The 21,480-nt window shown below is 64.5% G+C and carries 19 protein-coding genes and 1 riboswitch; of the genes, 8 read left to right on the top strand and 11 right to left on the bottom strand.

What is annotated here, in order from left to right; translation table 11 throughout:
* Nucleotides 1-118: 118 nt before the first annotated feature.
* On the top strand, nucleotides 119-1,102 hold the full coding sequence (locus AC3IQ7_RS20780; RefSeq protein WP_489207207.1) for an EDSAP-1 family PEP-CTERM protein: 984 nt from the start codon (nucleotides 119-121) through the stop codon (nucleotides 1,100-1,102).
* A 107-nt stretch (nucleotides 1,103-1,209) separates the two neighbouring features.
* Entirely contained in the window at nucleotides 1,210-2,199 is a 990-nt protein-coding gene (locus tag AC3IQ7_RS20785) for an EDSAP-1 family PEP-CTERM protein (protein ID WP_489207208.1), read from the top strand.
* A gap of 16 nt (nucleotides 2,200-2,215) precedes the next feature.
* Here the strand turns inward: AC3IQ7_RS20785 and AC3IQ7_RS20790 are convergent, their stop codons facing one another.
* The 5 genes from AC3IQ7_RS20790 to AC3IQ7_RS20810 form a co-directional block, all read right to left on the bottom strand.
* Nucleotides 2,216-3,316, bottom strand: a complete 1,101-nt coding sequence (locus AC3IQ7_RS20790; protein ID WP_489207209.1) for a nitroreductase family protein — start codon at nucleotides 3,314-3,316, stop codon at nucleotides 2,216-2,218.
* The gene (locus AC3IQ7_RS20795; RefSeq protein WP_099378385.1) at nucleotides 3,317-4,186 is read right to left on the bottom strand and encodes a ThiF family adenylyltransferase; all 870 of its coding nucleotides are present in this window, start codon (nucleotides 4,184-4,186) and stop codon (nucleotides 3,317-3,319) included.
* An 87-nt stretch (nucleotides 4,187-4,273) separates the two neighbouring features.
* The gene (locus tag AC3IQ7_RS20800) at nucleotides 4,274-5,857 is read right to left on the bottom strand and encodes a methyl-accepting chemotaxis protein (RefSeq protein WP_489207210.1); all 1,584 of its coding nucleotides are present in this window, start codon (nucleotides 5,855-5,857) and stop codon (nucleotides 4,274-4,276) included.
* A 144-nt stretch (nucleotides 5,858-6,001) separates the two neighbouring features.
* Entirely contained in the window at nucleotides 6,002-6,199 is a 198-nt protein-coding gene (locus AC3IQ7_RS20805) for a hypothetical protein (protein WP_010399555.1), read from the bottom strand.
* Nucleotides 6,200-6,293: 94 nt separating this feature from the next.
* A complete protein-coding gene (locus tag AC3IQ7_RS20810) occupies nucleotides 6,294-9,128 on the bottom strand; it encodes a M16 family metallopeptidase (protein ID WP_489207211.1) in 2,835 nt (944 codons plus the stop codon).
* Between the two features lie 185 nt (nucleotides 9,129-9,313).
* A riboswitch (FMN riboswitch) is annotated at nucleotides 9,314-9,464 on the top strand.
* A gap of 94 nt (nucleotides 9,465-9,558) precedes the next feature.
* Here AC3IQ7_RS20810 and ribB point away from each other — a divergent pair.
* Nucleotides 9,559-10,206: a 3,4-dihydroxy-2-butanone-4-phosphate synthase gene (ribB, locus tag AC3IQ7_RS20815; RefSeq protein WP_035820303.1), complete on the top strand. Its 648-nt coding sequence runs from the start codon at nucleotides 9,559-9,561 to the stop codon at nucleotides 10,204-10,206.
* Between the two features lie 7 nt (nucleotides 10,207-10,213).
* On the opposite strand, the gene AC3IQ7_RS20820 is transcribed toward ribB, so the two are convergent.
* A complete protein-coding gene (locus AC3IQ7_RS20820) occupies nucleotides 10,214-11,584 on the bottom strand; it encodes an MFS transporter (protein WP_489207212.1) in 1,371 nt (456 codons plus the stop codon).
* Nucleotides 11,585-11,712: 128 nt separating this feature from the next.
* On the opposite strand from AC3IQ7_RS20820, the gene AC3IQ7_RS20825 reads away from it, so the two are divergent.
* The 5 genes from AC3IQ7_RS20825 to AC3IQ7_RS20845 all read left to right on the top strand — a co-directional run bounded on the left by AC3IQ7_RS20825 (nucleotide 11,713) and on the right by AC3IQ7_RS20845 (nucleotide 16,625).
* Nucleotides 11,713-12,579 (top strand): LysR family transcriptional regulator, encoded by an 867-nt coding sequence (locus AC3IQ7_RS20825; RefSeq protein WP_322428330.1) that lies wholly within the window; start codon nucleotides 11,713-11,715, stop codon nucleotides 12,577-12,579.
* A gap of 64 nt (nucleotides 12,580-12,643) precedes the next feature.
* Nucleotides 12,644-13,459, top strand: a complete 816-nt coding sequence (locus tag AC3IQ7_RS20830; RefSeq protein ID WP_035827750.1) for an MlaE family ABC transporter permease — start codon at nucleotides 12,644-12,646, stop codon at nucleotides 13,457-13,459.
* 56 nt (nucleotides 13,460-13,515) lie between these two features.
* On the top strand, nucleotides 13,516-14,532 hold the full coding sequence (locus tag AC3IQ7_RS20835) for an MlaD family protein (protein WP_489207213.1): 1,017 nt from the start codon (nucleotides 13,516-13,518) through the stop codon (nucleotides 14,530-14,532).
* Nucleotides 14,529-15,209: a hypothetical protein gene (locus tag AC3IQ7_RS20840; protein ID WP_489207214.1), complete on the top strand. Its 681-nt coding sequence runs from the start codon at nucleotides 14,529-14,531 to the stop codon at nucleotides 15,207-15,209. The genes AC3IQ7_RS20835 and AC3IQ7_RS20840 overlap by 4 nt, the downstream gene beginning before the upstream one ends.
* An 87-nt stretch (nucleotides 15,210-15,296) precedes the next feature.
* The gene (locus AC3IQ7_RS20845; protein ID WP_489207215.1) at nucleotides 15,297-16,625 is read left to right on the top strand and encodes an ATP-binding protein; all 1,329 of its coding nucleotides are present in this window, start codon (nucleotides 15,297-15,299) and stop codon (nucleotides 16,623-16,625) included.
* A gap of 10 nt (nucleotides 16,626-16,635) precedes the next feature.
* On the opposite strand, the gene nosR is transcribed toward AC3IQ7_RS20845, so the two are convergent.
* The 5 genes from nosR to AC3IQ7_RS20870 are packed head-to-tail and all read right to left on the bottom strand — an operon-like array spanning nucleotide 16,636 to nucleotide 21,461.
* Entirely contained in the window at nucleotides 16,636-17,967 is a 1,332-nt protein-coding gene (gene nosR / locus AC3IQ7_RS20850) for a response regulator c-di-GMP phosphodiesterase, NosR family (RefSeq protein ID WP_489207216.1), read from the bottom strand.
* Nucleotides 17,964-19,427, bottom strand: coding sequence for an ATP-binding protein (locus tag AC3IQ7_RS20855; protein ID WP_322428327.1), 1,464 nt, complete (start codon nucleotides 19,425-19,427; stop codon nucleotides 17,964-17,966). The genes nosR and AC3IQ7_RS20855 overlap by 4 nt, the downstream gene beginning before the upstream one ends.
* Nucleotides 19,428-19,441: 14 nt before the next feature.
* On the bottom strand, nucleotides 19,442-20,281 hold the full coding sequence (locus tag AC3IQ7_RS20860; protein ID WP_489207217.1) for an HDOD domain-containing protein: 840 nt from the start codon (nucleotides 20,279-20,281) through the stop codon (nucleotides 19,442-19,444).
* A complete protein-coding gene (locus tag AC3IQ7_RS20865; RefSeq protein ID WP_099378374.1) occupies nucleotides 20,278-20,622 on the bottom strand; it encodes a hypothetical protein in 345 nt (114 codons plus the stop codon). The genes AC3IQ7_RS20860 and AC3IQ7_RS20865 overlap by 4 nt, the downstream gene beginning before the upstream one ends.
* Entirely contained in the window at nucleotides 20,619-21,461 is an 843-nt protein-coding gene (locus AC3IQ7_RS20870) for a response regulator (protein ID WP_099378373.1), read from the bottom strand. The genes AC3IQ7_RS20865 and AC3IQ7_RS20870 overlap by 4 nt, the downstream gene beginning before the upstream one ends.
* Between the last annotated feature and the right edge of the window lie 19 nt (nucleotides 21,462-21,480).

The raw sequence follows: 21,480 nt of genomic DNA on the forward strand, positions 1-21,480 counted from the left end.
CCTTGATTTCAAAAGAACCTCATGCGTTGGCATGGAAGTCGCTTAAGTCTGGCCATGAGCACCTGCCGACAGGACTCAGGCAAGACTTCCAGACTCACTCAACCACGAGGTGACTACAATGAAACTCTCGAAACTGAAACTGCTCCCGGCCGCAGCGGCACTGGCAATGCTGTGCGTCGCCGGTAGCGCACAGGCGGGTGCCTACGGCTATGCCTACAACAACATCTACGGCCTGCAGATCGCCGCCGCCACGGGTTCCATCACCGCCCTGAACAGCACCACGATCTCGCGCGCCACGGCCACCCTGAATGGCGTCAGCGTCATCAATGGCGGCCCCGGCCTGCTCGACTCGCCCCGCGCCGCCGTCGGCGCCGTGACCAAGGGCGAGAATAATTTCACACAACAAGGTGCCGCGGGCAACTACTCGCGCGGCGATGCGCAGATCGTCAGCACGCAGTTCCCCTCGTTCCCGCCCGGCTCCACCTCCACGCAAGCGGTGAACGTGGCCGAGGCCCACCTGGACGGTCCTTCCGGCACGGCCGATGCATCCGGGCGCAACGGCTCGACCACGGGCTTCTCCGTCAACTTCGTCGTCGGTTCGCCCACGGCAACGCTGAGCTTTGACTTCTTCTCGTCGCCATTCATGCAAGTCTTCCTGCAAAGCACAGTGGGCCAGCTTTCCACCGCGACGGCCAACCTGGTGATGACCATCACCATCACCGACTCGACCGGCGCGACCGTCTTCAACTGGACACCTGATGGCGTCATCGGCTCCGGCATTTTCGGTGGCACGGAATCGGCCGATGCGGCCAACCTGAACACAGGTTTGGCGACTAACTTCCTGACGCGCGGCAACCTGTTTACGTATGACCCCAGCGGTTGCGGCACGCCCACGGGCACGGGCGTGGGCACGGCTTGCGGCGGCCACTTCGCCTCCGTCAGCAATGCTCTAGCGACTGGTAATTACACCCTGACCCTGAATGCGGTGGAAAGCGTGGATCTGGTGAAACAGCAAGCGACACCGGAACCGGGCACCCTCGCCTTGCTGGGGCTGGGTCTGGCTGGCCTCGGCTATGCCCGCCGCCGCAAAGTTGCCGCCTGACCAGGCCACAGGGGGGCTTCACAGGCGAGGGCGTGTCCTCGCCTTTTTTATGTGGCAAGCCTGTCGGTTTTCCTTACAACGCGGCCGACCAGGAGATGAGGATTTTCATGACTACCTTTTTATGCACCCGGCTGCCAACGGCCCTGCTGGCCTTGCTGTTGCTGGCCAGCAGCGGCACTGCCAGCGCCGCCGCCTACGGCTATTCGTACACCAGTGTCTTTGGCCTGGTCATCAGCAATCCCTCCGGCTCCACCACCTTGCTCAGCAACATCGACCTGTCGCGCACCACCGCCACGCTCAATGGCAGCAGCATCATCAATGGCGGCAGCAACGAAATCGATGCGCCACAAGCGAAACGCGGCGCCGTGAGCAAGGGAGAAAACGACTTTACCCGGCAAGGCATGGGCAATGCCTCGTATGCGCGCGGCGAGGCGCAAATCGTCACCTCGCAAATCCCCCCCTTTCCACCGGGCTCGACCAGCACGCATACCGTGAATGCGGCGGAAACCTTCCTGACGGGCAGCGGCAGCGCCGACGCCTCCGGACGCAATGGTTCCAGCACCGCGATGACCGTCAATTTCGTCGTCGGCCAACCGGGCGCGACCCTGGCCTTCGATTTCCAGGCCCTGCCCTTCATGCAACTGTACCTGGACGCGCTGGCCGGCACGGGCTCGGCGGCCACGACGAATATGGCGATGACATTTACCATCATCGATGAAAATGGCCAGATCGTCTTCAACTGGGCGCCCGACGGCAAGCTCGGCTCCGGCATCCTGGGCGGCACCGAACTGGCCGATGCCGCCAACCTCAATACCGGCTACGCGCAAACGCCGCTCACCAGCGGCAGCGTGTTCACCTACGATCCCAGCGGCTGCGGCGCGCCCACGGGCACCGGCATCGGCACGACGTGCGGCGGGCAGTACGGCGCCGTCACGGACCACCTGGTGGCGGGCAACTACACCCTGGTGTTGAACCTGCTGAACAGTTCCGAACTGGTCTACGTGCCGACCACCACGCCGATGCCGCTGCCGGGCACCTTGCCGCTGCTGGCGGCCGGCCTGGGCATGCTGGCCCTGGCGCGCCGGCGGCACTCTTGAAGCACGCGGCCGCGGCTCATTGCCCGGGGGACGGCGCGACGAGCAAGTCTTGCAGCGGACGGCGCAGCGAGCGCGCACTGGCCGCCGGCCCGGCACCTATGCGCCCGAGAAACACGGCCCGGTCAAACGCCGCCTCCCCCAGCACGGCCTGGCACCGCACGGCCAACTCCTGCGCCAGCTCCTGCATGCCATCGGTGCGCGAAAAACTGCGCCGTTCGCGCACATAGCGGGAAAAGATCAGCGGCGTCAGTTCCGGTTGCAATTGCAGGCCCAGTTGCGTGGCCGTCAGCCAGAAGCGCTGCATGGCGCGGCCGGCCGCCACGTAATCGTCGATGTGGCGCGGCGGCGCCTCGGCCAGCAGCACGAAATGCGCGGCGCAATACAGGCCAGGCAGCAAATCCATCTGCAGGCGCGGCGCGACGGTGCCAGCCAGCCAGGTATTGAAAAAATCCACGCGGCGCCAGCTGTGCATGACCCAGCGCATCAGGCGCGCCGTCATCGGATCGACGCCGAGCGCCTGCTCCGGGATGCGGTCGCTGCTGTAGCGCGCGCCCCACTCGATCACGTCGCGGTGCACCTTGTGCGCCTCGGGCATGGTCAGGCGCAGCTTCGCATTGTCAAACATCAGGCGCGCGCAGGCCAGGCGCGCGCGCCCGCCTTCAAACCACTGCACGCCGTAACCGGGCGGCAAGCTGGCCGCCAGCGCTGCCTTTTCGCTGGCGCGCAAGCGGCGCGTGCTGAGCCGGCGCCGCTGCACGCTGCGCTGCGGCAAGAAGGCCGCCAGCGGATCGGGCAGCATGCCAGGGCTGTCGAGCAGGTGCACGTCAAACGTGGGCAAGGTGTCGGGCAGGGACAGACGCCGGCGCGCTTCCATGCGCAGACCATGGCTGCTGGCCGCCAGTGCCATGCTTTCGAGCAAGGCACCGAGCGACAGCTGGCTGGGATGGCCGTCGAGGTCGTACACGCAATGGCTACGCGTATCGAAGCCATGCACGACCACGTGGCGCGGGTCCACGACTTCAAAGCGCCACGGCTGCGTGTTGTCGCCGCTGGGCGCCCAGCGCGCCTGCTCGAGGATGTTTTCCAGCACGGGATCGATCTGCAAAGTTTGCCCCATTCATTTCCCCTGGGCGGCGCGGCGCCGCTTGATGATGGCCATCGTCAGGCGCTGCAGCGGATGACGGTTGCCGCCGGGACGCCAGGTATGCACGAGCTTGTTGCGGTAGGCGTCGAAATGCATGCCGTGCGGCGCCGCCATCACCTTGCCCCGCTTTAACAATATCTTCAAGGCTTCCGTGGCGGCCGCGCCCGCGCACAGCTGGCAGCCCATGATGGTCGACGGCCCGCGCCGCTCTTTCAGGTTGATGGCGGACGGGTCGACCAGGTAGGGAGCGTGCAAGCCGGCCGGCGCGAGGCCGACGAGAAAGCGCAGGGCTTTTTCTTCCTCGGGCAAGTCGCCCCAGCCAAAATAGTCTTCGAACGTCATGCCGCCCGGCATGAAGCTGAGCACGGCCGTGCCCATGCCCAGCGGCGCGGCCGTGATGGCGGGGATGCCCAGGCGCGCGCACGTGGCGAAGGTGGCCTGGCGCGCGGGAAAGGCGAAGAAATCCAGGCCGTCCACATACAGGTCGACACCGGCGAAGAATTCGGCCAGGTTGCTGTCGTGTATGCCGTCTGGAAATTGTTTAATCTCAAGTTCAGGATTGATGTCACGCGCCATCTGCGCCAGCACGGCCACCTTGGGCTGGCCCAGGGTGGACACCATGGCGCCCGCCTGACGGTTGAAATTGGCGATATCGAAGGTGTCGAAATCGGCGATGTGGAAGGCGCCGATGCCCAGCCGCGCCAGGGTCAGCAAGTGCACGCCGCCCACGCCGCCCATGCCGGCGATGGCCACGCGCTTGCCGCGCAAGCTATTTTGCTCCGCCTGCGTGACCCAGCCCAGATTGCGGGCGAACGCCGCGTGATAGGAAAAACCGTCTGTCATGCTCACCTCTTCTGTGCATCCCTTGCGGACGAAAAAGTTTGGACAGGTGAGCCGGGGTTAAGTTCCCCGCATGACAGAAAAAATCGCTTAGCGTGTCAGGCGCCGCGCCGCAGGCACGCTGCGCTGTAGCGCTGCCGCAGCCGGTGCCACTGCGCCCACCTTGAACACGCTGACGATCTGCGCCAGCCCTGCCGCCTGCTCGTTCATCGCCTGCGCCGCCGCCGACGCCTGCTCGACCAGGGCCGAGTTTTGCTGCGTCATGTTGTCCATCTCGACGATCGCCTGGTTGATCTGCTCGATGCCGGCACTCTGCTCGGCGCTGGCAGAGGAAATTTCGGCCACGATATCGGTGACATGCTGCACGCTGGAAACGACTTTTTCCATCGTTTCGCCCGCCAGCGCCACCAGTTTTTCACCGGCGCCCACTTGCTCGGCGGAACTGTCGATCAATTGCTTGATTTCCTTGGCCGCCGCGGCCGAACGCTGCGCCAGGTTGCGCACTTCGCTGGCCACGACAGCGAAGCCACGGCCCTGCTCGCCCGCGCGCGCCGCTTCCACAGCCGCATTCAGGGCCAGGATATTCGTCTGGAAAGCGATGCCGTCGATGACGGCGATGATGTCGCCGATTTTCTTCGACGAGGCATTGATGGCGCCCATGGTGTCGACCACCTGGCTCACCACGCCGCCCGCCTGCGTCGCCACTTGCGAGGCGGAAATAGCCAGCTGGTTGGCCTGGCGCGCATTGTCCGCATTCTGGCGCACGGTCGAGGTCATTTCTTCCATGGTCGAGGCCGTTTCTTCCAGCGATCCCGCCTGCTGTTCCGTGCGCGCCGACAGGTCGTGGTTGCCGGAAGCGATCTCGCCCGACGCCGTGGAAATGGATTCCGCATCGTTGCGCACCTGGCTTACCAGATGGGCCAGGTTGTCGCGCATGGCCTTGATCGCCATCAACAGACTGGAGGTATCGCCGGGACGCGTATCGATCTGCGTGGTCAGGTCGCCCTGGGCGATTTGCGCCACGATGGCCGCCGCATAGTCGGGTTCGCCACCGAGCTGGGCCAGGATGCGGCGCAGCATCAGGGCCGCCAGGGCGCCCACCACCAGCATCAGCGCGCCGCCGATGGCCAGCAGCACGCCGGCCTGGGCCCAGAACTTGTGGTTGATGTCATCGATATACGTGCCCGTGCCGATAAGCCAGTCCCACGGCGCAAATTTCACCACGGCATACATCTTCGCCACCGGATCTTTCACGCCGGGACGCGTGCCATCCGCCTGCACCAGGCCGATGCGGCTGCTGGCCAGGGCCACGCGATAGCGGTCTCCCGACTGCTTCATGTTCTTTTGCGGCGTGCCGATGCGCGCAGGATTTGGGTGTACGTACAGCAAGTCGGTGCTGAAATCGCGCACGAAATAATACATCTCGTCCTTGACGAAGCTGCCGATGGCCAGCTTGGCCTGCTGCTGCGCCTGCTCACGCGTGAGCTTGCCCGACTGTTCCAGCGCATACGCCTTTTCCACCGAGGCATTGGCCAATTCCACCAGCACCGTCAATTGCTCGACCCTTTCCGCCATCATGGTCTGGCGCAGCGAATACAGGGAGAATGAAGCGATGAGGACGATGCCCAGCAAGGTGCTGAAACACAGGAGAAGAATGCGCGAACGGAGAGTCATGGGAGCCTGGGTAAAGAATAAAATGTGGAATTATAAACAATTTCCATATGGAAATCTTTTCAGAAAAGCAAAGCGGGCGGCGCTACCAGGCTGATGCCCGGCAGGCACCGCCCGCATATGTCTTGCTGAAGTCTGGATGAAAGGTCAGGCCAAGGCTTCCTTGGCCGCCTCTTCCGGCGTCAAGCCGTCGTAGAACTGGTCGGTGAACCACTCGACCTGCTCTTCGATGTGGTCCTGCGCCTGCGCCACGGTGGCACCGCCGGCCACGAGGAAGCCTTCGACCTCGATACACCAGTTGATCAATTCCAGGGTTTCCGGATCGAGTTCTTCTTTCTTAGCCATCGTACAGTCCTTGCTTGTTAAATTGCGATCACATCAATCAGCAGCAGTTTAACAGCTTCGCCACACTGCCGCCCCTGCAGCTCAACAATGAAGCTTACTTGGCTGCAACGTTTTTGCGTTCCGGATACAGTACCACCTGTACATAATTGTGCATGTCCAGGTAACGCTGCGCGGCCAGTTTGACGGCTTGCGGCGTGAGGGCGCGCACGCGCTGCTCATAGCGCAGGATGTGCGCGGGGTCGCGTCCCTGCGTCACCGAACCCATCAACTGGTTCATCCAGTAGTTGTTTTCCCGCAAGGATTTCTGCTGGCGCGTGATCCAGTTCAGCTTGACCTTTTCCAGGTCCGCCGCAGACGGCCCGTCCGTCTTCATCCTGTTGATTTCGGCAAACGCGGCGGCGATCACCTTGTCCACGTTTTCCGGTCCCGTCGGCAAGTTCAAGGCCACGGAATAGTGGCCGTACGGATGCTGGCCCATGGACGTCTCAAAGCCGCCGCCATAGATCATGCTCATCTTTTCACGCAGCACTTCGATGACTTTCAGGTTCAGCACCTCGCCCAGCGCCTGCAGGGTCAGCTTTTGCTCGTCCGAATACGCCACGTCGCCATTGAAGGTGATGGAAATCGTGCTCTTCGGCTCGCTGCCCATGTAGATGTCCTTCTTGACGACCCCGGTCACCGGGCGCATGCCCACGTCGCGGTAGGCGTGCGGCACGTCGGCCACGGGCAAGGTGCCCAGGTAGCTGGCGATCAGCGGCTTGATCTTGTCGAGCTCGAAACTGCCCGTGAAGATGAAGGTCATGTCGCGCGCGCTGGAAAAGCGCTGGCGGAAGATTTCCAGCGAACGGTCCAGGCCCACCTTGTCGAAATCGGCCACGCGCGGCACGCCATCGACGCGCGGGTTGTCGCCAAACATGGCGTGCTGGATGGCATCGTAAAACACGGCTTCCGGCTGCGCCATGCTGTTTTTCGCCAAGTCCTGCTGCTTGCCGATGAAGGACTGGTACAGGCCCGCATCCTTGCGCACGTCGTTGAAATACAAATACACCAGTTGCAGCATGGCTTCCACGTCGGCGCTGCTGGCCGAGCCGCCAAAGCCTTCGCTCAGCTCGCCCAGCGACGCGCCCACGTTGACCGTCTTGCCGGCCAACACCTTTTGCAAATCCAGCGGCGCCAGGTCTTTCAGGCCCATGCTGCCGACCACGGCGCTCGCATAGCGGGCGTTATAGATATCGGCGTCGCCGAACAGCGACTGGCCGCCGAAGCGCGTCGAGCCCATCAGCACCTGGTCATTCTTGAAGTCCGTCGGTTTGAGCAGCACGCGCACGCCATTGCCCAGGGTCAGTTCCGTCACGCCGATGGCGCTGTTCAACTTTTCCGAGACGATGCTGCCACCGGCCGGCGGGCCGTCCATCAGCTTGCTGGCCAGCACTTTTTCCGTGCGCGGCTCGATGGTTTGCTGCTCGGCTTTCGCCACGGCATCGAGCAATTGCTGCTGCGTCGGCACGCTGGCCCCCGCTTTCGGCTCGGCGCCCATGAAGACCACGAGTTTCTTTTGCTGGTCGGGAATCACCTTGGCCACCGTCTCGTTGATTTCTTGCAAGGTTACCTGCGGCAAGAGTTCCTGCGCGTACAGCAATTCATTGGCGATGCCGGGGATGGCTTCCTGCTCCAGGAAGTTGCGCGAATACTCGGCCACGAAACCGGAGGAATCGGACTTGTCGCGCTCGCTGTATGCGCGCTCGTAATTGCGCAGCATGTTCTTGCGCGCGCGGTCCAGCTCATCCTGGCTGAAACCGAAGCGGCGCGCCCGCTCATCTTCCTGCACCAGCGCATCGACGGCCGGCTGCACGCCGCCCTTGCCCAGCAAGGCATACGCGCTGAACGATTCATAACCGCGCACCAGCTTGCCCATGCTGCTGCCGCCCTGGATGAACGGCGGGTTCGCCTGCTGCGTCAATTCCTGCATGCGCGCGCTGAGCATTTGCCCGTACAGGTTCTCGATCATCTGGCGGCGGTAGTCGGCGATGGTGACGGGTTCCTGCGCGGCGCGGATCGGGTAGCGGATGAAGACCGTGTCGTCCGGCGCTTCCTTGTCCGTGATCACCAGCGCTTCCGTTTGCGAACGCTGCGGTACTTCCGCATACAGGCGCGGACGCGGTTTCGCGGGATTTTTCAGCTTGCCGAAATGCTGGCGGATCATCGCTTCAGCTTGCTTCGGCTCCACATCACCGACCACCACCACGGCCATCAGGTCGGGACGGTACCAATCCTTGTAGAAACGCTTGATGGCTTCCGGCTTGAACGTTTTCAGCACGGATTCCTTGCCAATCGGCATGCGTTCCGCATAGCGCGAACCGTTCAGCAGCTTCGGATACAGGACCTTGTTCATGCGGTCGCTGGCGCCCTTGCCCAGGCGCGCCTCTTCCAGCACGATGCCGCGTTCGCTGTTGATGTCGGCCGGATTGAATTTCAAGCCATGCGCCCAGTCTTCCAGCACGAGAAAACCCTTTTCCAGGTTATCCTTCTTGTTCGTCGGAATCGGCAGCACGTACACGGTTTCATCAAAGCTCGTGTAGGCATTCAAGTCGGCGCCGAACTTCACGCCGATCGATTGCAGATAGGAAATCAGTTCATTGCGCTTGAAATGCGTGGAACCATTGAAGGCCATGTGTTCCGTGAAATGCGCCAGGCCTTGCTGGTCTTCATCTTCCAGGATGGAACCGGCTTTCACCACCAGGCGCAATTCCACTTTCTGCGCGGGACGGGCATTTTTCTTGATGTAATAGGTCAAGCCGTTCGGCAGTTTACCAACGGTAACTTCTGGTGCCAGCGGCAGGGGATCGCTCAAACGGATTTCCGCCTGGGCCATGCAGGCGCACGCCAGCAAGACGGCGCCCGAGATCAGGCGTAATTTACTCAGCTTCATGTATTCTCAACGGTAAGATTCAGTAGGCATACCTTACACTGAAATCCTGTTTCCGCCATTAAAAACAGCTTAGGAAAAACGGCTTTTCCCAGGCAACTTTGCCGAATGACAAACTCAGCAGTGTCCTGCCAGCTTTTTTCAATTGTGCTAAAGTATTGCCGCCGGTCATGTGGACCGGCACAACAATACGTCTTCGGGGCGGGGTGCGATTCCCCACCGGCGGTAAGACCGGCAACGGTCAAGCCCGCGAGCGCCTGTCAAACGTCGTTTGGCGGGGTCAGCAGATCCGGTGTGATTCCGGGGCCGACGGTATAGTCCGGATGAAAGAAGATGTGCAGTAGTGTGATGTCCCATCGCCCCGGCGATGCGGCCAGTTGCGTCTATTCGCTTGCCCTGCAGCGTTTTTCGCCTATGCGAGGAGCGTTTCACCATGTTAGTCAACAGCTATACCCTGCTTTCCAACGACCTGGAAGGTCGTATCCAATCCGCCCTGGCCGCCATGCGCGCCGGCATCCCCGTCATCCTGCTCGACGATTTCGACCGTGAAAACGAAGCCGACCTGATTCTGTCTGCCGAGAAACTCACGAACGAAACCATGGCTTTGCTGATCCGCGAATGCAGCGGCATCGTCTGCCTGTGCCTGCCGACGGACGTCGTCAGCGCGCTGGAATTGCCGCCCATGTCGTCCGACAACGGCAGCCGCTACGGCACGCCATTCACCGTGTCCATCGAGGCGCGCGACGGCGTCACGACGGGCGTGTCGGCCGCCGATCGGGTCACCACCATCCGCGCCGCCATCGCGCCCAATGCCAAGCCCGCCGACCTGGTGCGCCCCGGCCACGTGTTCCCCCTGCGCGCCGCGCCCGGTGGCGTGCTCGAACGCCGTGGCCACACGGAAGGCTCCGTCGACCTGTCGCGCATGGCGGGCCTGAACCCGGCCGCCGTGCTGTGCGAGCTGATGAACCCGGACGGCACCATGATGCGCGGCGACGATATCGAACGTTTCGCCGAACTGCACGGCATGCCGATCCTGACCATCGAAGAACTGGTGGAATGGCGCAGCACGCGCGAACAGTAAGCCATCTTCAGGCGGCCACGGCCTTCGGCGGCTGCACGTGCCGGTAGACGAGGCCCGCCGCCAGGCCATACGCAACGGCAATCGTCGCGTAGGCCAGCGGCAAGCGCAGCGACCAGTCCTGCACCATGTGCAGGATGCTGCCGATCAGGGCCACGCCCACCAGGGCGCCGATTTGCCGGTTCGCATTCAAGGCCGCCGCCGCACTGTTCGCATGCTGCTTGCCGGCCACCCGCATCACGGTGGCCGTCATGGCGGGAATCACGATGCCGATGGCCACGTTCATGACGGCCGTGCCCAGCGCCAGCAGCGCGTACGGCGTGCCTGGACGCAAGCCCATCAACAATACGGCCATGACGGCCCCTACCAGCAAGCCTAGCAGCATGGGCCGGCGCGTGCCATGACGGGCCGCAATACTTCCCGCCATGAAATTTCCTACCGTATAGGCCGCCATCATGGGCAGCAGGCGCAAGCCCGACTGCAAGGCATCGGCGCCGCCAGACTGCTGCAGGAACAGGCTCAATAAGAACAGCTGGCCGAACACGCAGAAATTGATCAAAAAACCCACGCCGTTGGCCGCGCCAAAGCTGCTGCTATGAAACAGTGCACGCGGCAACAGCGAATGGCTGCCGCTGCGTTCGCGCCGCAGCAATTGCCCGGCCGACAGCACCGTCAAGGCCCCCGCCGCCAGCACGCCGGGCGACAGCCAGCCCAGCACGGGTCCTTCGATCAGCAGGAAACTCAGGCCCGCCAGCGCCGCCACGCCCAGTGCATGGCTGAACAGCGATAAATCGCGCGGCTGGCGCGCCGGCGCGGCCAGCAGCAACTGCGCCATGACGATGGCCAATACGCCCAGCGGCACATTCACCCAGAACACGCTGCGCCAGCCGAACTGGTGCACGAGGATGCCGCCGATCAGGGGGCCGGACGCGCCCGCCACGCCCACCAGCGCCGACCAGGCGCCCAGCATGCGCGTGCGCTCGCGCTCGTCGTCAAAGCTGTGCGTCAGCAGGCTGAGCGAACTGGGCATGAACAGGGCCGCGCCCGCCCCTTGCAGCAGTCGCGCGGCCGTCAAAAAATGCCCGTCAGGCGCCGCGCCGCACAGGACCGAGCCGAGAATGAAAACGCCGAGGCCGCCCTGGTACACGGCTTTCGGCCCGTAGCGGTCGGCCAGCGCACCGCCGGCCAGCAGCAGCGCGGCAAACGTCAAGGTGTAGCCGTCGACCACCCAGACCAGGCCCGTCAGCGGTATGGCCAGGTCGAGCGCGATATCGGACAAGGCCACGTTGACGGCCGTGACGTCAAGCATGGCCATGACGAAGCCGAAGGCCAGGGTCAGCAGGATCAAGCCGCTGGCGCGGCGCGGTGTGGGGGCAGGCATGGCATTCCTTGCAGGGATAGAAGGGCAGCCATTATGCGAGCGTTGCACGATGCAGTAAACAGGCATAAAATCGGCACCTTGATGCAAAATTGCATCAGAAAACAAAGACAAGAATATGGACTGGGCTCATGGATTGGGATAACGCGCGCATCTTTCTGGCCATCGGCCGGGCCGGCACCCTGCGCGGCGCGGCGGCCCTGCTGCGCATCGACCAGGCCACCTGCGGGCGCCGCCTGGCCGCGCTGGAAAGCTCGCTGGGCGCCACCCTGTTCCTGCGCACGCCGTCGGGCTACGTGCCCACGCCGGCCGGCGAGCTGGCGCTCACGGCGGCCGAAGCGATGGAACGGGCGGCCGACAAGCTGCAACGCGAGATGCAGGGCGTAGACAACCGCCTGTCCGGCCTGGTGCGCGTGGCAACCACCGACACCATGGCCAGCCATTTCGTCATCCGCGCCATGCAGCAGCTGCACGCGGCCCATCCGGACATCCGCATCGTGCTGCACGTGGCGCCGCAGCTGGCCAGCCTGACGCGGCGCGAAGCGGACCTGGCCGTGCGCGGCGTGCGTCCCACCGACCCGGACCTGATCTCGCGCCACTTGGTCAAGCGCAGCCTGGGCCTGTACGCGTCAAAAACCTACCTGGCGCAGCGGGGCGAACCCGTGCGCGGCACGGCGCTGGCCGGCCACGACATCGTCATCTACCACCATTCCGTGGCGCCCCGTCACGCGGAAAAACTGGCCGGCGAATCCGTCGCCAACGCCCGGGTCGCCATGGAAGTCAATTCGGCGGCGATGCTGCAGGAAGCCACGCGCGCAGGCCTGGGCGTGGCCGAGCTGGCCACCCACCTGGGCGACATCGACCCGCTCCTCGTGCGCATCTGGCCCGAGCGGGCGGAAAGCTACGACGTGTGGCTGGTCATGCATGCCGACCTGAACCGCTCTGCCCGCGTGCGCGCGGCGGCCGATGCCATCATCGCCAGCGTGGCGGGGCAATAGCGGGCCACCCGCGCACGGCTGGACAATCGTTTGTATCGAACGCATCCAATGTTAAGATGCCATGATGACCCTATCCGTCTCCCTCATCATCAGCCTGCGCCGCCTGCACCGGGCCACCATGGCCTGGCTGGTCAGCTGGTGGCGCATGCTGCATTTCGCCATCCTCGTGTTTTCGCTGGCCCTGTCGCCGTCGAGCTATAACCGCGACAACCGCCCCATCCTCGCGCACCGCCTCGTGACCAATACGGCGCCCAATCTCGTGTGGTTCAGCGTGGCCTGCGCGCTGGTCAGCCTGGTGCTGATACGCATCGTCGTCGTCAGCGCGCAAAGCTACGGCCTGTCGCGCTATGCGCTGGAAATGGTGGTGCGCGTGCTGGTGCTGGAATTGATACCGCTGACGGCCGCCCTGTTCGTTGCGCTGCGCCTGACCCTGCCCGACGGCATTGCGTTTGCGCAAATGCGTTCTTCCGGCATGCTCGATACCATGCAGCGCCAGGGCGTCGACCTGCTGCGCCGCGAGTACTTTCCACGCGTCATGTCCGGCATCTTTGCCGTGTGGATGCTGGCCATCGTCAGCTGCGTCACTTCGCTGATCCTCGCCTACATCACCATCTACGGTTTTACCCCGTGGGCGCTGCAAGGCTACACGCGCGTCGTGGGGCAGATCTTCAATCCGGCCGTGGCCCTGATCCTGATGCTCAAGGTCATCTTCTTCAGCTTTGCAGTGGCCCTGATCCCGCTGGCCTCGTCCTACTACCCGGAAGAGCCGCATGGCCGGCGCAACCGCCTGTGGGCCGCGCACGGACTGTCTGAAATGCTGCGCCTGTTTTCCGTCATCCTGCTGGTCGAAGTGGCTTCGCTGATGGGCAATTACTACTGATGCCCCGCCCGCCACCGCCAGCGATCCCCGAACCATCCATACGAGAGCCAGAAGCCATGAGCCAGAGCCAGCCACCGAATCCCGACCAGACCGACGTCACGGCGCCCGACGCTGTCCTGCCCGCCCCGCCGCCCGTGCGCCACGCCGAATTGAAGGCGGCCATTCTGCTCGTCTTCATGTTCGTGCTGGTGGTCGGCTCCGTCGTCTACCTGATGTATGCGCGTGGCGCCTTTGAGGCAACGCAAACCCTGGTGCTGACGGCCGACGATTCCGACGGCGTCGGCGTGGGCGCCGACCTGACCTTTTCCGGCTTTCCCATCGGCCGCGTGCAGCGCATCGAACTGGCGCCGGACGGCCGCGCGCGCGTCATCATCGACGTGCCGCGAAAAGATGCGCACTGGCTGCGCACCAGCTCCATCTTCACCCTGGAACGGGGCATCGTGGGCGGCGCCAAGCTGCGCGCCTACAGCGGCATCCTGACGGACCCGCCACTGCCAGACGACGCCACGCGCGACTTGCTGGTAGGCGACATGGCGGCGGAAATTCCCCGCCTGCTGGCCGCCGCCAAGGATTTGCTCAACAACCTGGGCAACCTGACAGGTACCGATTCCGCGCTCGACGGCACCATGCGCAATGTGCAGGCCGTCACCGGCAAGCTCAGCGGTCCGGGCGGTGCCATGGGCTTGCTGACGGGCGACGACAAACAGTCGCGCCTGCTGATCGAGCGGGCCAACGCCCTGCTGATCACGGCCGACCAGCTGGCGCGCCGCACGGATGGCCTGGTGGCCAATGCCGATACGCGCGTCTTCGGCGAAAAAGGCGTGATGACGGATGCGCAGGCGACCATCGTGCAGCTGAACGCGCTGCTGGCCGACACCCGCAACAGCCTGAAAAAAGTCGACGCCGTGCTGGTCGAGGCGCAAGCCGTGGGTGCCAATGCCAAGGCGGCCACAGCCGACCTGGGTCCGCTGCGCGCCGACGTGGAAAGCAATCTGCGCAAGGTCGAGCAACTGGTCAATGAAATCAACCGCAAATGGCCGTTCAAGCGCAATCCGGAGATCAAACTGCCATGAGAAAACGCAATGTCACCTTGTCCGCCCTGGCCGCATTGTTGTGCACCGCGCTGGCAGCCTGCTCCAGCGGCCCGCCCGTGCCGGACTGGAAAATGAATGCGCAAAGTTCCGTCGAACGTTTTCAAGCGGCCTACTTGAATGGCAACGCTCTGGTCGAGCAGACGGAATTCCGGCGCGCCCGCAGCCAGGTGGCCGGTACGGGCAAGCTTGAACTCGTGGCGCGCATCGAACTGCTGCGCTGCGCCGCGCGCGTGGCCAGCCTGGCGTTCGAGGACTGCGCCGGCTTTGACGCCCTGCAAGCTGACGCGACAGCCGCCGACCGCGCGTATGCGGCCTGGCTGGCCGGCAAGGCGCAGGCGGCCGACGTCGCCCTGCTGCCGGAAACGCAGCGCGCGGCCGCCGGCGCCAGCTCCGACACGGCCGCCGCCAGCACCGTGGCCGCCATCAAGGATCCGCTGTCGCAACTGGTGGCGGCCGGCGTGCTGCTGCGCTCGGGCCGCGCCACGCCGGCGCTGCTCGATACGGCCGTCGCCACGGCATCGGACCAGGGCTGGCGCCGGCCGCTGCTGGCGTGGCTGGGCGTGCAGCGCCTGCGCGCCGAACAGGCGGGCGACACGCAAGCGGCGCAGCGCATCGCGCGGCGCATGGCGATCGTCGAGCAGCCGCTGGCGCCTTGAGCGCGCCGATGGCGGCCCAAGGCAGGCAGAATCAGGCATAATCGAGCGAGGATGACATCAAGGCCGTGCAGGCAGCGAGGTGTGACGATGCAGTTCGAGGATTTCGACCTTTCCACTCCCGATACCGGCCGGCATGCCGGCGCGGCGCCTGGCGATGACGCGTCGGCCGCCACGGCCGTGCGCCTGCAATACCTGCTCGACAATACACCTTCCATCATCTATTGCACCGTGCCCAGCGGCGACTTCAAGATGACCTTTGTCAGCAACAATGCCCTCAACGTGCTGGGCTACCAGCCAGAGGAGATGGTTGCCGATCCCAATTTCTGGTTCGACCACATCCACCCCGACGATGCGCCCGGCATCTTTTCCAGCCTGGCGCAGATCTTCGTCGAAGGCGCGCGCGCCTACGAGTACCGCTTCCGCGTGCGCGACGGCAGCTATCTGTGGATGCACGACAGCCTGCGCCTCGTGCGCGACGATCACGGCGTGCCGTTCGAGGTGATCGGCTCGCTGACGGACATCACGGAACGCAAGGGCATGGAAGCGATGCTGCAGGCGCGCGGCGAAGAGCAGCAACTACTGATCAGCAAGTTGCAAGAAGCCCACGACCAGCTGCTGCAATCGGAAAAGATGGCCTCCATCGGCCAACTGGCGGCCGGCATCGCGCATGAAATCAATAACCCGATCGGCTTCGTCAATTCCAACATGAGTTCGCTGCAAGGCTATGTCGGCACCCTGTTCGACGTCATCGCCCAGTATGAAGCGGCGATGGGCGAGCCGCTCGATGGCCCGGCCCTGGCCGGCAGAGTGGCCCAGGTGCGCGCGCAGGCCGACCTGGCCTTCCTGCAGGACGACATCGGCGACCTGGTGCGCGAATCGATGGATGGCTTGAAGCGCGTGCGCGACATCGTGCAGGCGCTGAAAGATTTTTCCCACGTGGGCGAGACGGACTGGCAAGTGGCCAGCCTGCATGCGGGCCTGGACAGCACGCTGAATATCGTCGCCAACGAATTGAAATACAAGGCGCGCATCGAAAAACACTATGGCGAGCTGCCGCAGATACTGTGCCTGGCCTCGCAGCTGAACCAGGTCTTCATGAACCTGCTCGTCAACGCAGGCCAGGCCATCAGCAGCGACGGCGTGATCAGCATCCGCACGGGGCACGCGGGCGACTGGGTGTGGGTGGAAATCGGCGACACGGGCGCCGGCATCGCGCCCGAGCACCTGAAGCGCATCTTCGAGCCGTTCTTCACGACCAAGGCCGTCGGCAGCGGCACGGGCCTGGGCCTGTCGCTGTCGTACGGCATCGTCAACAAGCATGGCGGACGCATCGAGGTGGCCTCGGAAGTGGGCCGCGGCACGCGTTTTACCGTGCACCTGCCCGTCACACCGCCGGCGGCCCAGCCAACGCCCTAACCTTCCCGCCCTAGCATTCCTTCAAGGGCGCGTACACGCGGATACTCAGGCGTCCGCCATTCTTGCCTTCGAAGTCGAGCAGCTGGCTGATCACGCGCGCCGTCAGCACGTGTTCGGCGGCCAGCAGCATCAGGCCATCGCGGCTGATCAGGTCGCGCGACAGCACCATGCCAGGCTCAAGCTGGCCCGACAGCACGGTCAGGTCGCGCGCCGGCGGCTCCGTCTCTTCCATGAGGCCGCGGAAAGCGGCTACCACGGCGGGGTCGTAGCGCTTGCCGACGCTGTCATAGATCAGGGTGCGGGCCTCGTCGGCGCGCAGGCTGCGCTGCACCATGGCGCCGATCTGCAAGCCGTCATAGTCCGACGCCAGCGCCAGGATGCGCGCGCCCATGGGAATGGCCAGGCCCACCAGGCCATCGGGAAAGCCGGCGCCGTCGAAGCGCTCGAGCTGCGAGCGCAGGATCACGGAGACGGCGCGCAATTCCTCCAGCGCCATCAGCAATTGTTCGGCGCGCAGCGGATGCTTTCGGAAGGCGGCCAGCTGCTCGCCATTCCAGGCGCTGGCCGGCAATTCCAGCACGTCATCGCTCAAGCTGAGCTTGCCTATATCCTTGAGCAGGGCCGCGATGAACACGTCGCGCGCCTCCTGCCCTTCCAGGCCCAGCGCCTGCGCCAGCTTGCGCGACAGCTCGGCCACCCTGCGCGCATGGCCGGCCAGCTTGCCGCCGCGCATCTCGATCAGGTTGGAAAACACCTTGATCGTCGTCACGAACGTGGCCTTCAGGCGTTCATTGGCCGCCTGCACCTCGTCGTGCGACAGTTTCAGCTGCTGCGTGCGCGTGGCCACCTTCGCTTCCAGGCTGGCGTTGAGCGCCTGCAGTTCCACGTTCTGGCTGGCCGTCAGCGCTTCCAGACGCAGCTTTTCCTGCTCCAGCGCGCGCCGTTCCAGCGCGTGGCGCACCACCAGGACGATATCGTTGTCGTCCCACGGCTTGGTCACGTAGCGGTAGATTTCGCCCTGGTTGATGGCGTCGAGGATGGACTGAATGTCGGCATAGCCGGTCAGCAGCAAACGCATGGTGGAGGGCCAGCGCTGGCGCACCTGGGCCAGGAATTGCGCGCCATCCATGTGCGGCATGCGCATGTCGGAGATGACCAGGTCCACCGTCTCGCTCTCGAGCAGGGTCAGGCCGGCCGCGCCGCCATCGGCCGTCAGCACGCGGTAGCCGTGCGGGCGGAACAAACGCCGCAGCGAGGACAGGATATTCGGTTCGTCGTCGACGCACAGGATGGTGGGCGGCGCGATGCTGGTGCTCGTATACATGCTGTCCTGTTCGGTCATGGTGCGACGGCCTGCGCCTGGCGCACGGGCAAGGTGATGCGGAAGGTGGTGCCGCGGCCGATGATGCTGCGCACGTCGATGCGGCCATGGTGTTTCTGTACCGTCGTGTAGGCCAGCGACAGGCCCAGCCCCGTGCCCTTGCCGACGGCCTTGGTGGTGAAGAACGGGTCGAAGATGCGCGACAGGTGTTCGGGCGCGATGCCGCCGCCCGTGTCCTCGACCTCGATCCACACTTCCGCCGCGTTGTCGCTGCCCGTGCGCAGGGTGATGCGTCCGCGCGCCTCGCCCATGGCGTGGGCCGCGTTGACGACCAGGTTCATGATCACCTGGTTCAGCTCGGAAGGCTGGCATTCGATATCGGGAATGTCGCCATACTCGCGCATCACGTCGGCCTTGTACTTGACTTCGTTATTCACGATATTGAGCGTGGTGTCGATGCCCTGGCGCAGGTCGGCCCAGACCCACTCCTGGTGCGCATCCGTGCGCGAAAAATCCTTCAGGTCCTGCACGATGCGGCGCACGCGCGAAATGCCTTCCTTCGACTCGCCCATCAGCATCGGTATGTCGGTGCGCAGGAAGTCCAGGTCGATCTGCTCGCGCAGCGCCCGCAGGCGCGCCGCCACCACGGGGTCGGCGACGGCCGGCTCCGCTTCCTCGTAGGCGTCGAGCATGCTGAACAGGTCATCCAGGTAGCCTTCCAGGGTGCCGACATTGGAAAACACATAGCCGATGGGATTGTTGATCTCGTGCGCCACGCCGGCGGCCAGCTGGCCGATCGAGGCCAGTTTTTCCGATTGCAGCAGCTTTTGCTGGGCCAGCGACAGCTTGCTGTTCAATTCCGTCAGGGCCAGGTTGCGCTCGCGCAATTCCAGATCGGCGATCTGGCGCTGGCGGATATCATCGGCCAGGCGCTCGTTCATTTCCGCCAGCTGGGCCGTGCGCTTGGCCACCAGGTGTTCCAGGTTGTCGTGCGCCTTGCGCAGCGCCAGTTCCGCCAGGCGCCGCTCGCTCACGTCGCGCAGGGTTTCGATGGCGCCTACCAGGCGTCCCTGGCGGTCGCGCAGGGGCGCCGCCGTGAAATGCAGCCAGTGGCCGTCGGGGCCGATATCGGCAAAGTAATCCTCGGCTTCGTAGGCGCCGGGAATCACGGGAGAGCGCTTCAGCTTGCCAAGGTAGAGTTCATTTTCGCCGAACGCGATATCGTCGGCCACCAGCAGATCGGCCAGGCAGGCGCGCGGCTGCGGATAAAACGCCTTCCAGTGGTCGCGCGTGCCGACCATCTCGGCGGCCGTAAAGCCCAGCAACTGTTCGCAGGCGCTGTTCCAGTGCGTTACCACGTGGTCCGTGTCGATGGCGAAGGTGGCCACGGGATGTCCATCGAAAAACGCCGACAGCGCGATGGAATCTCCCTGGCGGCGTTCCGGCGTGGCGGGCAATGCCTTTCCTGCATCGGTTTCCATGGACTCTATCCTGTTCATGCCAGCATGATCCGCGACATTTCATCGAAGGTGTGTTCCGCTTGCCCCAGCAGCGCCAGCCAGGCCGGCTCGTCCAGGGCGACGCTGCGCCAGCCCGCGGGCGACAGGGGCGGCACCAGCGCATCGTCGATGTTGGCCAGGTCGAGCGCCAGGGCGACGGCATTGGCCAGGTGCACGGCCAGCGGCAAGCCGCCTGCGTCCAGGCGGTCGATGGCGTGGTGGTCGGCCACCGCCTGCTGTATCGCCTCGGGAAACTTCCAGTAGGCGGCCAGGGCGCTGCCCACCTGCGCGTGATCGATGCCGATGACGGCCAGTTCCGCCTCGGCCATCTGGCAGTCATGCGCCTGGCGGTGGCTGCGCACGAGCGCGTGCTCGGCCGGGAAGCGCGTCACCAGCACCAGGGTGCCCAGGTCGTGCAGCAGACCCGCCGTGAATGCCGTCTCGGGATTGACGCGCAAGTGCGGCGCCAGCAGGCGCGCGGCGATGGCCGTGGCCAGCGAATGGCGCCAGAACGCCTGGAAATCGAAGCCGCCGCTGACGGGTGCAAAGCTGCTCGTCAGGGCGCAGGCCGTGACGACGGTGCGGATGCTGTGAAAACCCAGCACGGAAACGGCTTGCGGAATGCTGGTGACCTTCGATTGCATGCCGTAGAACGAGGAGTTGGCGATGCGCAAGGTCTTTGCCGCCAGGGCCTGGTCCAGTTCGATCTTTTGCGCCAGCACATGCACGTCCGTGTCATCCTGGTCCATACTCGACAGCAGCTCCAGCACCACCACGGGCAGCGAAGGCAGTTCCTGTATCTGGCGGATGATGTGTTCAAAACTGAGGCGTGTCATGCGGCGCCCCCTTGCCGGTAGCGCTGCAGCAGCGCCAGCAGTTCCGCCCCGGCGGAATCGGGCGGCGTGGCGCGGAACAGCACGGCCAGCCGTTCCAGGTGGCGCAAGCGTTCCTGCTCGGCATGCGCCTGCGCGGCGGGATCCGGCGCCTCGTCCATGACGACGTGGCAGCGCTCCACATTGCGCCTGCGCAAGGCCGTCAGGTTCGCCGCCGTCAGGGTGGCGCCCTGTGCCAGCAGCACGGCGCCGCTGGCGTCGTTCAACGCCTGGGCCAGCACCATGCCTTCCTGCGCCTGCTCCATGGAAATCTCGCGTCCGCTTTCGCTCATGCTTTCACTCATTTACCCACTCCATGACGACTCAGGGTAACCAGGCTGCCGCGCGAGCGCGAATGCAGACCCATCGGATGGACTGCCACGACATACGGCTGGCCGTCGATGGCGGCCAGGCGGGGCGTGTCCTGCCCGTCGAACAGTTGCGGCAAGACGATCGCCGCCTCGTTGCCCAACAGGGCCGCGCCCCGTTCGAACAGGTTGGCCGCCGCCGTATTGATGAAGGCGATCATGCCTTCGTCGTCGAGCCCGATCACGGGCAGCGGCAGGAATTGCAATACTTCGCGCGCGATGCCCAGGCTGACTTCATCGCGGTTGATCTGATGCTGCTGCTGGCGCACCAGCGCCTGCATGGCGGCATTGGCTGCCGCCAGTGCCTGGTTGGCGTCGCGCAACTGCGCATTGAGGCGCACATTGTCGTCGTCGATGCCCTTCAGGCGAAAGGCTTCGGCGATATGCTCGCGCAGCTGATGGTCTTCCCAGGGCTTGGTGAGGAATTTGAAGATGGCGCCCTCGTTGACGGCGTCCGTGACGGCCTGCAACTCGGTATAGCCCGACAGCATGATACGGATGGTTTGCGGGCACAGCAGCTTGGCCTTGCGCAGGAAGTCGGCGCCCAGCATGCCGGGCATGCGCTGGTCCGACACGATCACGTCAACGACATGGCTGGCCAGCACGTCCAGCCCTTCCTGGCCGCTGCCGGCCGTCAGGATATGGTAGCCGTCGCGCCGCAGCAGGCGCTTGAGGGAAGCGAGGATATTCGGCTCGTCATCGACCAGCAGCAAGGTGCGCGGGGGCGCCGCAGGCACCGCCGTCCCTGGCACACCATGCTCGTCGTGCACATCCATCGGACCATCCTCTCATCGC

It is taken from the genome of Janthinobacterium sp. GL_088 (assembly GCF_057837845.1).

What these genes read in the sequence shown, in the direction of transcription:
- AC3IQ7_RS20810 (WP_489207211.1), bottom strand. Translation starts at nt 9,128, where the DNA reads ATGAAGCTGAGTAAATTACGCCTGATCTCGGGCGCCGTCTTGCTGGCG.
- AC3IQ7_RS20840 (WP_489207214.1), top strand. Translation starts at nt 14,529, where the DNA reads ATGAGAAAACGCAATGTCACCTTGTCCGCCCTGGCCGCATTGTTGTGC.
- AC3IQ7_RS20855 (WP_322428327.1), bottom strand. Translation starts at nt 19,427, where the DNA reads ATGGAAACCGATGCAGGAAAGGCATTGCCCGCCACGCCGGAACGCCGC.
- ribB (WP_035820303.1), top strand. Translation starts at nt 9,559, where the DNA reads ATGTTAGTCAACAGCTATACCCTGCTTTCCAACGACCTGGAAGGTCGT.
- AC3IQ7_RS20860 (WP_489207217.1), bottom strand. Translation starts at nt 20,281, where the DNA reads ATGACACGCCTCAGTTTTGAACACATCATCCGCCAGATACAGGAACTG.
- AC3IQ7_RS20795 (WP_099378385.1), bottom strand. Translation starts at nt 4,186, where the DNA reads ATGACAGACGGTTTTTCCTATCACGCGGCGTTCGCCCGCAATCTGGGC.
- AC3IQ7_RS20780 (WP_489207207.1), top strand. Translation starts at nt 119, where the DNA reads ATGAAACTCTCGAAACTGAAACTGCTCCCGGCCGCAGCGGCACTGGCA.
- AC3IQ7_RS20865 (WP_099378374.1), bottom strand. Translation starts at nt 20,622, where the DNA reads ATGAGTGAAAGCATGAGCGAAAGCGGACGCGAGATTTCCATGGAGCAG.
- AC3IQ7_RS20830 (WP_035827750.1), top strand. Translation starts at nt 12,644, where the DNA reads ATGACCCTATCCGTCTCCCTCATCATCAGCCTGCGCCGCCTGCACCGG.
- AC3IQ7_RS20825 (WP_322428330.1), top strand. Translation starts at nt 11,713, where the DNA reads ATGGATTGGGATAACGCGCGCATCTTTCTGGCCATCGGCCGGGCCGGC.
- nosR (WP_489207216.1), bottom strand. Translation starts at nt 17,967, where the DNA reads ATGACCGAACAGGACAGCATGTATACGAGCACCAGCATCGCGCCGCCC.
- AC3IQ7_RS20800 (WP_489207210.1), bottom strand. Translation starts at nt 5,857, where the DNA reads ATGACTCTCCGTTCGCGCATTCTTCTCCTGTGTTTCAGCACCTTGCTG.
- AC3IQ7_RS20870 (WP_099378373.1), bottom strand. Translation starts at nt 21,461, where the DNA reads ATGGATGTGCACGACGAGCATGGTGTGCCAGGGACGGCGGTGCCTGCG.
- AC3IQ7_RS20835 (WP_489207213.1), top strand. Translation starts at nt 13,516, where the DNA reads ATGAGCCAGAGCCAGCCACCGAATCCCGACCAGACCGACGTCACGGCG.
- AC3IQ7_RS20845 (WP_489207215.1), top strand. Translation starts at nt 15,297, where the DNA reads ATGCAGTTCGAGGATTTCGACCTTTCCACTCCCGATACCGGCCGGCAT.
- AC3IQ7_RS20805 (WP_010399555.1), bottom strand. Translation starts at nt 6,199, where the DNA reads ATGGCTAAGAAAGAAGAACTCGATCCGGAAACCCTGGAATTGATCAAC.
- AC3IQ7_RS20790 (WP_489207209.1), bottom strand. Translation starts at nt 3,316, where the DNA reads ATGGGGCAAACTTTGCAGATCGATCCCGTGCTGGAAAACATCCTCGAG.
- AC3IQ7_RS20785 (WP_489207208.1), top strand. Translation starts at nt 1,210, where the DNA reads ATGACTACCTTTTTATGCACCCGGCTGCCAACGGCCCTGCTGGCCTTG.
- AC3IQ7_RS20820 (WP_489207212.1), bottom strand. Translation starts at nt 11,584, where the DNA reads ATGCCTGCCCCCACACCGCGCCGCGCCAGCGGCTTGATCCTGCTGACC.